This is a genomic window from Mesorhizobium sp. ES1-1 (assembly GCF_020164785.1).
Taxonomy (GTDB): domain Bacteria; phylum Pseudomonadota; class Alphaproteobacteria; order Rhizobiales; family Rhizobiaceae; genus Mesorhizobium.
Genome location: NZ_JAIUGX010000005.1, coordinates 268481 through 283159, shown reverse-complemented (window position 1 = coordinate 283159; position 14679 = coordinate 268481). Strand labels below are relative to the sequence as shown.

Annotated in this window: 12 protein-coding genes; 9 read left to right on the top strand and 3 right to left on the bottom strand. The window is 62.9% G+C overall.

Annotated elements, in window-relative coordinates; genetic code table 11:
- Nucleotides 1-31: 31 nt before the first annotated feature.
- Nucleotides 32-1927 carry a molecular chaperone HtpG gene (gene htpG, locus LB513_RS11445; protein ID WP_224663603.1) on the bottom strand — a complete coding sequence of 632 codons (1896 nt, stop codon included), beginning with the start codon at nucleotides 1925-1927 and terminating at the stop codon, nucleotides 32-34.
- 389 nt (nucleotides 1928-2316) lie between these two features.
- On the opposite strand from htpG, the gene LB513_RS11440 reads away from it, so the two are divergent.
- From LB513_RS11440 to LB513_RS11425, 4 genes are all read left to right on the top strand, one after another.
- The gene (locus LB513_RS11440) at nucleotides 2317-3489 is read left to right on the top strand and encodes a glycosyltransferase family 1 protein (RefSeq protein ID WP_224663602.1); all 1173 of its coding nucleotides are present in this window, start codon (nucleotides 2317-2319) and stop codon (nucleotides 3487-3489) included.
- Nucleotides 3490-3491: 2 nt separating this feature from the next.
- Nucleotides 3492-4622 carry a UDP-galactopyranose mutase gene (gene glf / locus LB513_RS11435; RefSeq protein WP_224663601.1) on the top strand — a complete coding sequence of 377 codons (1131 nt, stop codon included), beginning with the start codon at nucleotides 3492-3494 and terminating at the stop codon, nucleotides 4620-4622.
- On the top strand, nucleotides 4619-6295 hold the full coding sequence (locus LB513_RS11430; RefSeq protein ID WP_224663600.1) for a family 1 glycosylhydrolase: 1677 nt from the start codon (nucleotides 4619-4621) through the stop codon (nucleotides 6293-6295). Before glf ends, LB513_RS11430 begins: the two co-directional genes overlap by 4 nt.
- A gap of 176 nt (nucleotides 6296-6471) precedes the next feature.
- On the top strand, nucleotides 6472-6927 hold the full coding sequence (locus LB513_RS11425) for a DUF6894 family protein (RefSeq protein WP_224663599.1): 456 nt from the start codon (nucleotides 6472-6474) through the stop codon (nucleotides 6925-6927).
- Nucleotides 6928-7041: 114 nt separating this feature from the next.
- Here LB513_RS11425 and LB513_RS11420 read toward each other — a convergent pair whose 3' ends face one another.
- Nucleotides 7042-8730, bottom strand: a complete 1689-nt coding sequence (locus LB513_RS11420; protein ID WP_224663598.1) for an FAD/NAD(P)-binding protein — start codon at nucleotides 8728-8730, stop codon at nucleotides 7042-7044.
- A gap of 219 nt (nucleotides 8731-8949) precedes the next feature.
- On the opposite strand from LB513_RS11420, the gene LB513_RS11415 reads away from it, so the two are divergent.
- Nucleotides 8950-9765: a DUF4142 domain-containing protein gene (locus LB513_RS11415; RefSeq protein ID WP_224663597.1), complete on the top strand. Its 816-nt coding sequence runs from the start codon at nucleotides 8950-8952 to the stop codon at nucleotides 9763-9765.
- A 42-nt stretch (nucleotides 9766-9807) separates the two neighbouring features.
- On the top strand, nucleotides 9808-10428 hold the full coding sequence (locus tag LB513_RS11410; RefSeq protein WP_224663596.1) for a general stress protein: 621 nt from the start codon (nucleotides 9808-9810) through the stop codon (nucleotides 10426-10428).
- 79 nt (nucleotides 10429-10507) lie between these two features.
- Here LB513_RS11410 and LB513_RS11405 read toward each other — a convergent pair whose 3' ends face one another.
- On the bottom strand, nucleotides 10508-11665 hold the full coding sequence (locus tag LB513_RS11405) for an alpha/beta hydrolase family esterase (protein ID WP_224663595.1): 1158 nt from the start codon (nucleotides 11663-11665) through the stop codon (nucleotides 10508-10510).
- Nucleotides 11666-11898: 233 nt separating this feature from the next.
- On the opposite strand from LB513_RS11405, the gene LB513_RS11400 reads away from it, so the two are divergent.
- The 3 genes from LB513_RS11400 to LB513_RS11390 all read left to right on the top strand — a co-directional run bounded on the left by LB513_RS11400 (nucleotide 11899) and on the right by LB513_RS11390 (nucleotide 14664).
- Complete coding sequence (locus LB513_RS11400) at nucleotides 11899-12090, top strand: hypothetical protein (protein WP_224663594.1); 192 nt, start codon at nucleotides 11899-11901, stop codon at nucleotides 12088-12090.
- A 541-nt stretch (nucleotides 12091-12631) separates the two neighbouring features.
- Complete coding sequence (locus tag LB513_RS11395) at nucleotides 12632-13462, top strand: amidohydrolase family protein (RefSeq protein ID WP_224663593.1); 831 nt, start codon at nucleotides 12632-12634, stop codon at nucleotides 13460-13462.
- The gene (locus tag LB513_RS11390; protein ID WP_224663592.1) at nucleotides 13459-14664 is read left to right on the top strand and encodes a glycosyltransferase family 4 protein; all 1206 of its coding nucleotides are present in this window, start codon (nucleotides 13459-13461) and stop codon (nucleotides 14662-14664) included. The genes LB513_RS11395 and LB513_RS11390 overlap by 4 nt, the downstream gene beginning before the upstream one ends.
- Nucleotides 14665-14679 lie beyond the last annotated feature (15 nt).

The following is a 14679-nucleotide window of genomic DNA, read 5'->3' as shown; positions in this document are numbered from 1 at the left end:
TGGCTTCAATGCAAAAGCTGAGCGGCGGCCTTTACGCCGCCCCCAGCGATGACCGCAGCAGCCGCGACAGCCGGTCGGCGAAGGCGCGCGGATCGGTTGGCTTGTCGCCGTCCAGCACCCGCGCCTGATCCAGAAGCAGCCGCGTCGCGTCTTCGCGCAACGCACCATCCGTGGTCTCGGCGGCGAGCGCCTTGACGGTCGGATGATCGCGATTGATTTCCAGGACCGGCTTGGCCGCCGACTGCAGCCGCCCGGCGCCCTGCAGCATGCGTTCCATCTCTCGGTCATAGCCTTGCTCAGAGGCGACTAGACAGGCGGCGCTTTCGGTCAGCCGGTCCGACAGGCGGACATCGGACACGTCGTCGGCAAGCTTTTCCCTGGCGAAGGCAAGGAATGCGTCCAGCTCGGCCGTGGCCGTCTCGGTCGGCGCGGCATCGCCCTCGGGCCTCGCGAATTTCGTGAGGTCGGCGGCGCCCTGGGTGATCGACTTGAACGTCTTGCCCTCGAAGTCGGGGGCGTTCATGGTCCAGAAACTGTCGATCGGATCGGTCAGCAGCAGCACTTCTATGCCGCGCGCCCGGAACCCTTCGAGCTGCGGCGAGGCCTTGAGCTGCTCGAGATTCGTACCGGCGAGGAAATAGATGGCGTCCTGCCCCTCCTTGGCGTCCCTGACATAGTCGGCGAGCGACCGGTGACCCTCGCCCGAAGCGGTGGAGCGGAAGCGCGCCAGCGCCAGCAGCTGCGTGCGCCGTTCGAAATCCTCGTAGATGCCCTCCTTGAGGACGCCGCCGAAATTGCCCCAGAGCTTCGCGAACGCCACGGCGTCGCTCTCCGCGAGCTTCTCGATCTCCTTGATGATCCTGCCTGTGACGCCCTTGCGGATGGCGGCCAGGATCGGGCTGTCCTGGATCATCTCGCGCGACAGGTTGAGCGGCAGGTCGGCGGTGTCGACCAGGCCCCGGACGAAGCGCAGATAGCGCGGCAGGAGTTCCGCATCGTCTGTGATGAAGACCCGCTTCACGTAGAGTTTCATCCGGCCCTTGCGGTCCGGGTCGAGCATGTCGAAGGGCGGCGATCCCGGCACGAAGGCAAGCGCGACATATTCGTGCCGCCCCTCGGCGCGGAAATGCACCGTCAGCGCCGGATCGTCATATTGGCCGGAAACGCCGCGATAAAAGTCCTTGTACTGCTCGGCGGTGATGTCGCCCTTCGGCTTCGTCCACAGCGCGGTGCCGTCGGTCAGTTCCGCCGGCTCGGCGCCAGCCTTCTCGATGATGGAGATCGGCACCGGGACGTGGCCCGACTGTTCCTTGACGATGCGCTCCAGCGTCCAGCGCGACGCATAGGTCTTGGCGTCCTCCATCAGATGCAGGATGACGCGGGTGCCGCGCGCCGGCGCGTCCGCCGGCTGTGCCTGAGCAACGCTGTAACTGCCCTTGCCGTCCGAAGACCAGAGCCAGGCCTCGCCGGAGCCGGCGCGGCGCGAGACGACATCGACGCGGTCGGCCACCATGAAGCTCGAATAGAAGCCGACGCCGAACTGGCCGATCAGCTGCGCGCCCTCGCCGGCCTTGTTGGCCTCGATGCGCTCCATGAAGGCGCGCGTCCCCGACCGCGCGATCGTGCCGAGCGCCTCGATCATCTCGTCGCGGCTCATGCCGATGCCATTGTCCTCGACGACAAGCCGGCTGTTCTCCTCGTCCGGCGACAGGAGAATGCGGCTGGAAGGATCGCCGGCCAGAAGTTCGGGTGCCGCGATCGCCTCGTAACGCAGTTTTTCGCAGGCATCCGCCGCGTTCGAGATCAGCTCGCGCAGGAAGACGTCCTTGTCGGAGTAGACCGAGTGCACCATCATGTGAAGAAGGCGCGCCACATCGGCTTCGAAGACATGGTTCTCGGCGGCTCGTTCCTCGGTGCTCGTCGTCATCTCTGCAACCCTTTCCACGGCAAATCCCGGCGACGAAATGGCAAGCGCCGCGGCGGATTTCAAGACCATGCTTGATGGCGGTTAAGCGCGCCAACCAGGCCCACCTTGTTTATGCGAATCCGCGCAAACGGCTAGTGCGACGGCCGACGCCTGTCGCCAGCAATACGCCGCTTGCCGACCGCGTTCTTTGGCAAAGGCTCGCCGGCGGCAAGGTTAGGACACCCACCCGCTTGGCCCCCCACCGATCATGCGTTGGCGAATGATTTTGTTCGGCGCCGGAACGAGTCAGGCTTGGGCAAGTTAGACCCGAACGCAACAATCACATCTCAATGCGTCGATTAACATTTGTTGTAGGAATGCATTCGGGACTAACATCAAGGGACTCATTTATGGACGACTTGCTGGGAAAATCTCATTACAGACAACCGGAAGAACAAAAGACTTTACTTCTGTGTTTTTCCCATCTTCGATGGAATTTTGTATATCAGCGTCCACAGCATATTCTCTCTCTTGCCGCAAAAACCAGGCAAGTAATCTATTTCGAGGAGCCGATCTTCGAACAGGTACCACAAGCCTCCCTGCGTTCGAACGATGTCTCCCCGTCAATCAAGGTCGTCACGCCGATTCTGCCGCACGGCACCAGTGAAGCTGACGCCATCGCCACGCAGCGGCGGTTTGTCGACAGCCTGGTTGCTTCCGCGCCGCGCAACCTGTTGACGACTTGGTACTACACGCCGATGGCGCTGCGCTTCAGCGACCACCTTTCCTGCGATGTCTGTGTCTATGACTGCATGGACGAGCTTTCCGCATTCAAGAACGCGCCTGTCGAACTGGTTGAAATGGAAAAGCGGCTGCTGCAACGCGCCGATATTGTCTTCACCGGCGGGCAGAGCCTGTACGAGGCCAAGCGCGGCATGCACGGGTCGATGTTTCCGTTCCCGAGCAGCATCGACGTCTCGCATTTCCATCAGGCCAGGGGCTCCGGAGCCGATCCGTTGGACCAGGCAGGAATACCGCACCCCAGAGTCGGCTATTTCGGCGTCATCGATGAACGGCTCGACGTGGACCTGGTGGCGAGCGCGGCGGAGCGCATGCCGGACGTGCATTTCATCCTGATCGGACCGGTTGTGAAGATCGATCCGCAAAGCCTGCCCAAGGCCGCCAATATTCACTGGCTGGGCGGCAAGGACTATTCGGAGCTTCCCGCCTATCTCCGCCATTGGGATGCCGGCTGGATGCCGTTCGCGCTTAATGCGGCCACGCGCTACATCAGCCCGACCAAGACGCCCGAATTCCTGTCTGCCGGCGTTCCCCTCGTCTCAACGGCGATCGTCGACGTGGTAAGGACATATGGCGCGGAGGGACTTGTCGACATCATCGACGCGCAGGATGTCGAGACCAAGCTCCGCGCCCTGCTCGCCCGTCCCCGCGACGCCTTGCTGCCACAGGTCGACGCCTATCTGGCCGACATGTCCTGGGAGAACACCTGGGCGGCGATGTCGAGACACATCCAGCGCGTGCGCTCCACCAGCAATGTCCTGCAGTTCCGGCGGAGTGCGTAGACATGTTCGACTGGCTGATCGTCGGCGCCGGCTTTGCCGGCAGCGTGCTTGCCGAGCGCATCGCTTCGCAGCGAAACGAAAGCGTCCTCCTGATCGACAGGCGAAGCCATATCGGTGGCAACGCCTATGATTGCTACAACGAGGCCGGGATCCTGATCCACAAATACGGGCCGCACATCTTCCATACCAATGCGCAATCGATCGTCGACTATCTCTCGGCGTTCACGCAGTGGCGACCTTACGAGCATCGTGTGCTCTCCCAGGTCGACGGCCAGTTGCTGCCAATTCCCATCAATCTCGATACGATCAACAAGCTTTATGGGCTCGACCTGACGTCCGAGGAGCTGGAGCAGTTCTTCGCGTCCCGGCGCGAAACGGTGGAAGAGATCAGGACAGCCGAGGACGTCGTGGTCAGCACGGTCGGCCGCGAGCTCTATGAGAAGTTCTTCCGTGGCTACACCCGCAAACAATGGGGCGTGGACCCGTCACAGCTGAACAAATCGGTGACGGCGCGCGTCCCGACCCGCACCGATCGCGATGACCGCTATTTCGGCGACAGTTTCCAGAACATGCCGGCCGGCGGCTACACCCGCATGTTCGAGCGGATGCTCGACAATCCGAACATCAAGATCATGCTGCAGACCGACTACAGGGACATCCAGTCCCGCATTCCGTTCCGCCGCATGATCTATACTGGGCCGATCGACGAGTATTTCGACTGGTCACTGGGCCGTCTGCCATACCGGTCGCTGCGCTTCGAGCACGTCACCATCGACCGCGAGCAGTTCCAGCCTGTCGCCGTGGTCAATTATCCGCAGACGGAAGACTATACGCGCATCACCGAGTACAAACACCTGACCGGTCAGCAGAGCCCGAAGACCAGCCTCACCTACGAATATCCGACCGATGTCGGCGACCCCTACTACCCCGTGCCGCGTGCGGAAAACGAAGCGCTGTATAAACGCTACGAGGCCCTTGCGGCCAATGTTGAGGACGTCTGGTTCGTCGGGCGGCTGGCGACATATCGCTATTATAACATGGACCAGGTCGTCGGCCAGGCGCTGGCGACGTTCGCACGCATCCAGAAGAGCCTGCCGCTGGCCGGTTCGACGCCGGCAGAGGCCGCTGAATGAACGATGCGCTGGAGATGTGGGGCGGCGTGGAATGCAGCCATGTCCGGGTTGGCGCCACCCTGCGCGACCAATTGACGGAGACCGGCCATTTGCACCGAATGGACGATCTAGACCTCATCGCCGGCCTCGGCATCAAGACACTGCGATATCCCGTCTTGTGGGAGAAGGTCGAAGCCGAGCCGGGCCGCCATGACTGGAGCTGGACGGATGCCCGGCTGCAACGTCTCCGCGAGCTGGGCATCAAGCCGATCGCCGGTCTCATGCACCACGGCAGCGGGCCTTCATGGTCAACGATCCTCGATCCCGATTTCCCAGCTGATTTCGCAAGATACGCCGCAGCGGTCGCGCAACGCTATCCATGGATCCGTTCATACACACCCATCAACGAGCCGCTGACGACCGCCAGGATCAGCGGGCTCTATGGCGTATGGCATCCGCATGGCGTCAGCGAGGAAACCTTCCTGCAGCTTGTCGTCGCCCAATGCCGCGCCACCGCATTGGCGATGAAAGCGATCCGCGCCCACGTCCCATCGGCTCGCCTGGTGCAGACGGAAGATGTCGGGCGGATCTTTTCAACCGAACATCTCGCCTATCAGGCGGATCACGAAAACGAACGCCGCTGGCTGGCGCTCGACCTGCTGGCCGGGCGTGTCAACGCCTGTCATCCCTTCCATGAGCGGCTGCTCGATGCCGGCGTGCGCGAAGACCACATCGACGAGCTGCGGGCCGAGCCCTGCCCGCCCGATATCATAGGCATTGATTACTATCTCACCAGCGACCGGATGCTCGACGAGCGGACAGAACTGTACCCGCACGACGCGATTGGCGGGAACGGGATCGATGCCTATGTCGACAGCGCGGCCGTGCGCTGCATCGACCAGCGGGACTCGGGCTTGAGCGAGAGGATCGACGAGCTCTGGGCACGCTACCGGCTGCCGATCGTCGTTACCGAACTGCACAATGGTTCTACCCGCGACGAACAGATGCGGTGGCTGGCCGAAGGATGGCGCACCGCACAGGCGGCCAGGGCCAATGGCGTCGACATCCGCGCCGTGACGGCCTGGTCTTTGTTCGGCGCTGTCGATTGGAATTCGATGCTGTCGGCGCGGCATGGTTTCTACGAAAGCGGCGCATTCGACATGCGCTTTGGGATCCCCCGCCCCACGGCAGTCGCGCGCGTCATAAGGGAGCTGGCCAAGCGCGGCGTCTGCGACCACCCGGCGCTGGACCGGCCCGGTTGGTGGCGCGATGACCACGATGGCGCGACCGGACGGCATATTGTGCTGCTGGGCTTCGGCCGCATGATCTCCACCATGGAACAATGCTGCGCAGCGCGCAGGCTGGCGGCATCAGCGGCAACGCCGGAGACCGTTCGGCGGACCACGAACGCCGACGCCTGGGTCACGATCCAGGTCGACGAGCGCGGCCAGGGCGCATTGCCGGGCACGATCGTTGCGCGCTTTCCCGACGGGGGCGAACTGAAGCTGAGACACGCCGCCAAATACGCGCCGGTGGACGTGGCCAACGCGGTTCTCGACCTTGTCATAGACAACCATCGCGGCGCCTTCGAACTGTCGAGGGCCCGGCCCGCCAATCAGTATGAACTGGTCCCCCTGTCGCCCGCGGCACGCTTCACTCGTCCCGAGTTCGAAGTCACCAGCAACGTCGCCTAGGGACTGCCTCCGGCGCGCGAAATTACACAGCGCGTCGTCCGTCAGACGCATGAAGAGTCCCGGCAGCATCAGGTTACCTCGCACATCGCGGACGAGCTCAAACAGTTAAAAGAGGAACCTAACCGAAGATGAGTGCTTGTAATCTCGTAATAGAGGCTGCAGCGGATGGACATTGCATGGCACGGTATTTTTTCGATCTGCACGACGGCCACGAGTTTACCGATGACCGCGAAGGCGTCATCTGCGACACACTGGCGGAACTGAGCGATCATGCGGTCAGCGTACTTCCCGATATTGCCCGCGAAGAACTGCCCGGCGGACCCAGCCGCCGCTTCTGGATCAAGGTTCGCGATGAAAACGGGGCCTATGTGTTCCGCGCCTCCCTGGCACTGGCGACGGCCTGGCTTGTCGAAAACGCCGGCGGCCGCCCGCAACCCGGGGAGGATTTGAAGGTGGCCGCGCTACGCCGCACCCACGAACAGGTGAAGGCGATAAGACGCGACCTGGCCGAAGACGGGCTGTCGTTGGAGATGGCGGAAATCGACAGCTTGATCGGCCAGGCGCAAATCGAGGCCGAGCGGATGATCAAGAGCCTGTCGCAATCGCAGCTGACCGAGCACGTCGCCCGCTGACGCCATAGTTATGCCAGGCGCGGCCCGAGCGCGCCTTGGAGCGTCTGACAGAGCCGGTCAGCGTCGAACGGAGCATCTGTTTCGGAGGGTTCCAGGCCGACTAGGAAATCAACCTTAGCTGCCAAGCGTCTCGGGCGAGCGCGCCTCGACCGCTTGATCGCTGTCGGCGCCCCGCACCGACATCAGCAGATCATCCATTGTTGCGGGCGCTGGCTGCTGGCGCGATATCTTCGCGATAATGTCGGCCGCGATCTCGGCACCCAGTTCGTGGCTCGACACAAGCCCCTGGATGAACGGCCGATCCGACAGGAGCCAGGGAAGCGACGCAATGTGGATCTCGCCCGATGCCAGGCTCGGCGATCCCTCCTGTCGACCGCTTCGTGCTTCCGATTCCTCCTCCATGACGGCGAAATGGTCCTTCAGGCCGGCAAAGAGGATATCGTCATCCTTCACCGCTCCCTCGCCGACAGCATTGATCAGCACGTCGAAGTTGAGGCTTGCCGTGGCGCTCTTCACGCAATGGGCACGGCCCGACGAGTCGATCTCGTAATCGTCGCCCAGCCGTTCGATGCTCAGCACACCCGCCTCATGCAAAGCCAGGAGCCGCTCCACCGACTGCGGCGGAATGGCCGCGTAATTGTCGATGAACATCCGCTTCATGCCGCGGTCGAAACGCTTGCGGTCCTCCGCGCTGAAATGCGCGACCGCGTCTTCCATGATCTCATGCATGCGCAAGATGGCGTAGCGCCACGGCACGGTGTGGCTCGCCGCCCGGTTCGCCATGACCTCGCGCAGATTGGCGCGCGCCCAGGAAAAGGGCTCGGACTCCGCCCTCGGCGCGAAATAGGCCGGCGGGAAACTATCCGCATCCAGGCGCGACAGCCTGATCGCGCGCGACCACTGGGGATCGCTCGTCTCCAGCTGTGCCTTGAACAGCGACATGACCCGGTCGAGCAACGCGTCGCTTCCGGCCTTTATGGCTTCGTCGACGGCCTCTTGCGTGAAGACCTCGAGCTGCTGGTAGGGAAACGGGCAGAAGAAGTCCGCCTCCGGCAGCAGGCCGTTGCGCGACATCATGGTGATGCGCAGAGCCTCGGCATCGGGGCGAGGAACGAACGAGACGGCGTCCGGCGCGTCGGTAAACTCGCCGTGGTCGAGGGCGATGGATATCGCCGCGTCGATTCCGCTCAACGACGTGCCCAAAATACCGATGCGCCCTGCCGGCAGCCCTTGCAGGCGCCAGGTGGGATACGGACTGTCGAAATAGGTGCGGTCGCCCCCGGCCGCGTCCTGCCTGTCGACGGTATGACCTGTGGCAACGACGACATGGTCGAACTTCGCCTCAAAGGCGACGCCATCGCCGATCCCGTTGACGGTGACATACCCTTCGGCGGCTTGGATATCGTCGACTTGATGATGGGTCAGGACCTCCACCCGATGACCGAGTGAATGTGCCTTCTCGACCAGTTGGAAAAACTGGTCTCGAAAATAGGTGCCCAGCGTGACGCGCGGAAAGAACGCCCTGTCCGTGACGTCATGCGCCGTCAGACCGAGGCTCTCAAGACCCCCCTGCGACAATGACCGCAGCCAATCCGCAAGGCTGACCAGCAAGGGCGGCAGCTCGATGCTGGCAATGTTCGCCAGCAGCGCCTCGTGGTTTGTGTCCTGGCGATACGGCATGCCGGTGCCAGCGCTGCCGGTCTTCTCGTAGATAGTAATCCTCAGAGGCACGTTGCTGCCCATGAGCGCGTGCAATGTGTAGATGGCCGTGGGACCTGACCCGATAATTCCAATTCGTGACATTGAGGCTTTCGAGCGCCGGCCCTGAAAGCCTGCCTTTGAGGTGTGAGCTACAAGAACAGTTTTGCGGGCCGGAAGTTCCTTGCGGATCATTGAGTTAAGCAGCCGGCCTTCGGGCATCCTTCACGCGGGACGGGCCTTGTTTATCGCTCACCGGCCGGAACAAAGGCACCAAATGAAGGTTAGGCTCCCAGCACATGTGTGCATGAAAGGACCTTCCTCATGAAAACTAGACTACTTCTCGCTTCCCTGGCCGCGGCCACCGCCATGACTTTCGCGCTGCCCGCTTTGGCCGCCGACAGCGCCCAGGACTTCGTCAACAAGGCGGCCGTGGGCGGCATGTTCGAAGTGGATTCCAGCAAGATCGCCGAGGGCAAGGCCCAGGACCAGGGCGTCAAGGATTTTGCCCAGAAGATGATCGACGACCATGGCGCCGCCAACGCCAAGCTTGAGACCATCGCCGGCGAGCAGAAGCTGACCGTTCCGAAGGAACTGGACGCCAAGCACAAGGGTGACGTCGACACGCTGCAGAACGCCAAGGACCCGATCGACAAGCCCTACGTCCAGATGCAGCGCGACGCCCACAAGGAAGCCGTCGACCTGTTCGAAGGCTATGCCAAGGATGGCGATAATGCCTCGTTGAAGACGTTCGCGCAGGAGACCCTGCCGACGCTGAAGATGCACCGCGACATGGTCGAGAAGATGGCCTCCATGGCTCCGGCCGCTGCCACGACCGACACCACGGCGCCGGCCGCAACGACCACCGACACCACCACCGCGCCTGCCGCGTCCGGCTCTGACAGCACGACTCCGGCCGTCGCAACCCCCGATGAAAACAACCCGGCGGCGCCCGTTCCAGGCGCGAACAGCTTCACCGAGAACCAGGCCAAGGGCCGCATCCAGGATGCCGGCTTCTCCGACGTTTCGGCTCTGACCAAGGACGACCAGGGCATCTGGCGCGGTAAGGCTACCAAGGACGGCAAGACCGTGGACGTCGCTCTGGACTACCAGGGCAATGTCGTCGCCGGCGCCAAGTAATAACCGGATCAATTAATTAACCCCATCAAGGAGATTTGAGATATGAAAACCGTTACAGGACTGTTCGACAATTATGACGACGCTTCCGATGCCGTGGGCGAACTGGAAGCCTCGGGCGTTCCCCATTCCGATATCAGCATCGTCGCCAACAATGCCGACAACCGCCTCGACCACACGGACACGTCCCACATGGACACGTCCAACGCGGCAGACGACGCCGCAGGTGGCGCCGGTCTGGGCGCCGTTGTGGGCGGAGCCGGCGGACTGCTGGCCGGCCTTGGCCTGATGGCCATTCCGGGCGTCGGTCCGGTCGTGGCGGCGGGATGGCTGGCCGCTACGGCGGTTGGCGCGCTGAGCGGTGCGGTTGTCGGCGGCGCCGCCGGCGGCATCGTGGGTGCGCTCACGGAGTCGGGCGTCCCTGAAAACGATGCCCATGTTTATGCCGAAGGTGTCCGCCGCGGCGGGACGTTGGTGACGGCCAGGGTCGACGACGCTCTGGAAACAGAGGCCCGCAGGATTCTCAGCCAGACAAACTCGGTCAATCTCGAACAGCGCCGCAGCGAGTATCAGGCTGATGGCTGGACCCGTTTCGACGCGGACGCCGATGCCTATGATGCGACCACGATCGGTCGCGACGGCGCTCGTGACGTGAACCGCATCTAGTTTCCGATACGCAAACTCCCGGCCGAAGCGCTGCTTTGGCCGGGAGTTTTTTAATTGCCGAGCCGGGATTGGCTGGAGGTCAACGCATAAGCCCGGCCGCACGCAAAGCGTCCTCGATCGTCTTGGAGATGCCCGTCGCTGCGGCCCGTTGAGGGCCTTTCGCCGCTTCAGCGGCATGATCCATACGGACCGCGCGGGGATTTTCCACCGGCGTCCTACGCTCGACCGCCGTACCGGGCGCTTTCTGCCGTGACGTTTTCTTTCGCTGAACGTCAGTGTCTCTCGTCAGCCCCCAGAAAGTCGCCATCCGGCGCGTGGAGGATATGCCGGCTTCAATCATGAACGGCGCGGCATTGCCCAGACCGTCCTCGCCGTGGGTCTTCAACGGTGTGCCATGGCCCATGCCTGCAATCGTATATCTCTCGATGACCTCGCGTCCGGCATCATCGCACCACACCTCACGCTTATGTCCATCGACCGTTTCCGTCCTAGGCTTGCCGGAGCCGATACGATGGACGCGGTGCCATTGGCCGAGAATGGCATCCGCATTGGATGGCGCCACGGTGGTGTCGGCCGTTCCCTGCCAGATCGATAGCGGTGGCCACGGCCCGGTGTGAGCCGAGGCGTCCCTGAGCCGCCGCTGGAGTTCCGCCATGGTCGGCCCGCCATGACCGCGCATGCGGTCGAAAGCTTGCGGGATCGTCGACGCGCTGCCATGCGCCAGGCCGGCAATGATCGCGCCGCCGCAAAACAGTTCCGGATATGACGCCAGCATCGAGGCCGCCATGGCCCCGCCGGCCGACAGTCCGGTGACGAAGATGCGCCGGCGGTCGAGACCATGCGTTGCCACGACCGTGTCGATCATCTGGCGGATGGAGAGCACTTCGCCTCGATCCCGCCTTGTGTCGTCAGGCACGAACCAGTCGAAGCAGAGATTGGGATTGTTGGCACGCTGCTGCTCCGGATACAGCACGGCGAACCCCTCTTCGTCCGCAAGCGTCGACCAGCCGGAGCCATGGTCGTAGGCGGAAGCGGTCTGCGTGCAGCCGTGCAGGACGACGACCAGCGCTGCTTCGGGAGGCAGATCGCTGGGAATATAGCAGCGCGCGCGAAGCGCGCCCGGATTGGACCCGAAAGCGCCGAGGTCCGATAGCCGGTCGAGATGAATGTTTGTGGCAGGACGCGGGCCGCCCCGCATCGCGGCCAGACGGGCAATGGTGTCGGAGATGTTGCGCAAAATCGATATCCTTGCTGGGCGTATGGTAACGCGTCTCCAAGGACATCGTTGCTGCACTGCACAATAACAAGCTTACGCCAGGGCATGACCAGGTATAGGATAGCCGATGGTGGGCCGCCATCGCGCTGACGCGTGAGCGCCCAGCAACCCAATATCGGCGCCACAAAGGAACCAATGGCCGGGATAAAGCTTCTTGCCATGACGGCGTGGAGCCGGATCCGGAGATCAAGGAAATGGGCTTTTTCGGCAACATACTCTCGAGGTTCACCGGCGGCAAAAAAGATGCGCCTGCGCCCAAGCGCGGCGGTGATATGCGCAAGGCAGCGGGGGCCGGTCCGGCCGTAGCCGCGCATTCCAAGGACGCCAAGAGTTCGGGCGCGACCGGGCAGAATCCCAAGGCGGCCAGAAAGAAATCGACCAAGTAATGCGACGGCGGCGGTTTGGCCGCCGCTCCCGCACGCGACCCCAAATCCCGGATCATGACAGCAGCTGGGCTCAAGGATGTTGAACGCACCTCGCATGCCACCCAACCCAATGCTCGAGCAGCCGGCGAGCATGCATCCGGTAACGACCAGTCATGCGCCCGAAGGCTCAGCCAAGACACCGGCCGGGCAGCAGGCGAGCCAACCGCAATCGCAAGTTTCTGACCCGATACGCGCACCGGCCGACCGTACGCCCGATCTTCGGCGAGAGTGAAGAACTCTGCCTCGACCGAAAGCTTGTAGCGGCGGCAAAGGCGAGAATTGCAGCCGGTCCGGTGCCCATGGCCCGAAGACCCGGCGTGCGCTCGTTACTCGCTCTCAGTCGCGCGTTGACGATGTCGAGCAACGCCCATCATACGCAGGCGCAACGTTTAACGTCCCGGCCTCTGTAATTTCAGTACGGACCTTCTTTTATCGCTTGTTTTCCGGCTAAGCATGGAACGCTCATGGGAAGCGAGAGTTGTCGGCCAGACGGAGGCTGACAATGATTATCGATGCGCATCTTCACACCTCGGGACAGGAGACTTCCGAAGATGTCCTGCAAACACTTGATGATGCCGGGGTCGATATCGCCTTCCTGTTGGCGCCGTTCCTGACCGATCCCTATTCTCTCGAAGACCGGGACTCCTTGCGCGCCGGAAACAAATATCTCTCGCGTCTCGTCGAGCACCACACCGATCGGCTGGTGGGCTTCGCCGTCGTGAACCCGCTGCACCCGCAAGCCGCGGACGACCTCGAGGAAGCCGCCGGATTGCCCGGCATCCGCGGCCTCAAGATGGTGCCTACCGGCTGGTATCCCTATGACGACTGCGCCCATCGCGTTTACGAAGTCGCAGCGCGCTTCGACCTGCCGGTCCTCTTCCACAGCGGGATCTTTATCGACGGCCGGTCCGGTAGGTTCTGCCGCCCAGCCTTTTACGAGGCGATCCGCGATCATCCCGGGCTGAGGGCGACGCTGGCCCATCTCGGCTGGCCGTGGTGCGACGAGGCGAATGCCGTCGGCGTGATCGACCGGATCAACGGCGTCAGCCCGCAAGACAGCCAGTTCAGGTTCGACATTTCATTCGGTCCGCCGCCGATCTACCGCGAGGAGGTGTTCAGGAAGGCTCTGGACGTGATCGGACCGCGTTCGATACAGTTTGGCAGCGATCGTTTCCTGCCTTGCAGCGGCGCCCACATCCGCAGCGCCATCGACGAGGTCAATGCCCTGCTCGACCAGTTGGACGTATCCGCGGCCGACCGTGAGGCGATCATGTTTCGAACGGCGGCGGAATGGCTGAGACTGCCCGCCGCCCTCTCACCGGAGATTGCATGATGCCCAAAGCACCTCACGTCGTGACAGGGAATTCCAACTCCCCGACGTCAAGGATCCATGTCCTCGAGGTACTCGGCAACGCCATCGTCGGAGGGATGGAAAACTACGTCAAGAACCTCATCGCCCACCTGCCTGTCGACGATTTCAAGGTGACGGTTCTCTGTCCCTTCGAAAGCGCTTTCACCAGCCAGCTCCGCGCACAGGGGCATCAGGTGTTCATCGCTCCGTTGCGCGATGATCCGCCGTGGCGGACCATCGAAATGATCTGCACCCTGATCCGCGAGAGCCACATCGATCTCCTCCACGCCCATCTGATGAATGCCCATACGGTTGCAGCCATCGCCGGCCGGCTGACGGACACCCCCACTGTCGCCACCCTTCACGGCATGAGCCTCCACCCACAGGAAATCAGCGTCATCAGAACGACCGGAAGCCACACGATCGTCGTCTGCCGCGAAGCCTGGTCGCAGGCCATGGCGGTTGGACTGGCGTCGGATACGGTGAGCCTCGTCCCGAACGGGATCGACCTGGCGGTCTACAACCCGGTGTCCGCGGATCGGTCGATCCTGCGCAATGCGATCGGGATCGGACCCGACGATCTCCTCATCGGCTTTGTCGGCCGGCTGGCCTGGGAGAAAGGTCCCGACAAATTCGTCAAGGCCGCCGAACAGATTCTGCAGCACAGGCCCGATGTCCATTTCGCTCTGGTTGGCACCGGCCTGATGGAAAACGAGCTCCGGGCAGCGATCGAGCGTGCCGGCATCGAGCACAATGTGCATCTCGCGGGCATGTGGCAGGACCCTAGCAAGGTCTATCCCTCCCTCGACCTGATGCTTCACACGTCCAGGGCGGACGCCATGCCGCTGGCCATCCTGGAGGCAACGGCCTCTGGGGTGCCGGTCGTCGCCATTGGCGTTGGCGGCGTGCCCGAATTGATCGAGGCCGGCGAAACCGGCCTCCTGATCGGCACCAACGAATGGCCGGGGATCGTCTCCGAGTATCCCGGCGACTGGGATGGCGTGGCAAAGGCGGCTCTGACCCTGATCGACCACCCCGAACGCTTGCAGCGCATGTCGGCCGCGAGCGTGCGACGGGCCGCCGCGCTTTACGACATCAGACAGTCGGCGGCGTCGACAGCGCAGATCTTCCGGCAACTGATGCGCGTCAGGCGGGAAGCGACGCGGCTTCATTCCGTCTCGTAGGAGCGCCGGGCCAGG

Excerpts from the sequence above, each read along its gene's own strand:
- htpG (WP_224663603.1), bottom strand. The coding sequence starts at position 1,927 with ATGACGACGAGCACCGAGGAACGAGCCGCCGAGAACCATGTCTTCGAA.
- LB513_RS11440 (WP_224663602.1), top strand. The coding sequence starts at position 2,317 with ATGGACGACTTGCTGGGAAAATCTCATTACAGACAACCGGAAGAACAA.
- glf (WP_224663601.1), top strand. The coding sequence starts at position 3,492 with ATGTTCGACTGGCTGATCGTCGGCGCCGGCTTTGCCGGCAGCGTGCTT.
- LB513_RS11430 (WP_224663600.1), top strand. The coding sequence starts at position 4,619 with ATGAACGATGCGCTGGAGATGTGGGGCGGCGTGGAATGCAGCCATGTC.
- LB513_RS11425 (WP_224663599.1), top strand. The coding sequence starts at position 6,472 with ATGGCACGGTATTTTTTCGATCTGCACGACGGCCACGAGTTTACCGAT.
- LB513_RS11420 (WP_224663598.1), bottom strand. The coding sequence starts at position 8,730 with ATGTCACGAATTGGAATTATCGGGTCAGGTCCCACGGCCATCTACACA.
- LB513_RS11415 (WP_224663597.1), top strand. The coding sequence starts at position 8,950 with ATGAAAACTAGACTACTTCTCGCTTCCCTGGCCGCGGCCACCGCCATG.
- LB513_RS11410 (WP_224663596.1), top strand. The coding sequence starts at position 9,808 with ATGAAAACCGTTACAGGACTGTTCGACAATTATGACGACGCTTCCGAT.
- LB513_RS11400 (WP_224663594.1), top strand. The coding sequence starts at position 11,899 with ATGGGCTTTTTCGGCAACATACTCTCGAGGTTCACCGGCGGCAAAAAA.
- LB513_RS11395 (WP_224663593.1), top strand. The coding sequence starts at position 12,632 with ATGATTATCGATGCGCATCTTCACACCTCGGGACAGGAGACTTCCGAA.
- LB513_RS11390 (WP_224663592.1), top strand. The coding sequence starts at position 13,459 with ATGATGCCCAAAGCACCTCACGTCGTGACAGGGAATTCCAACTCCCCG.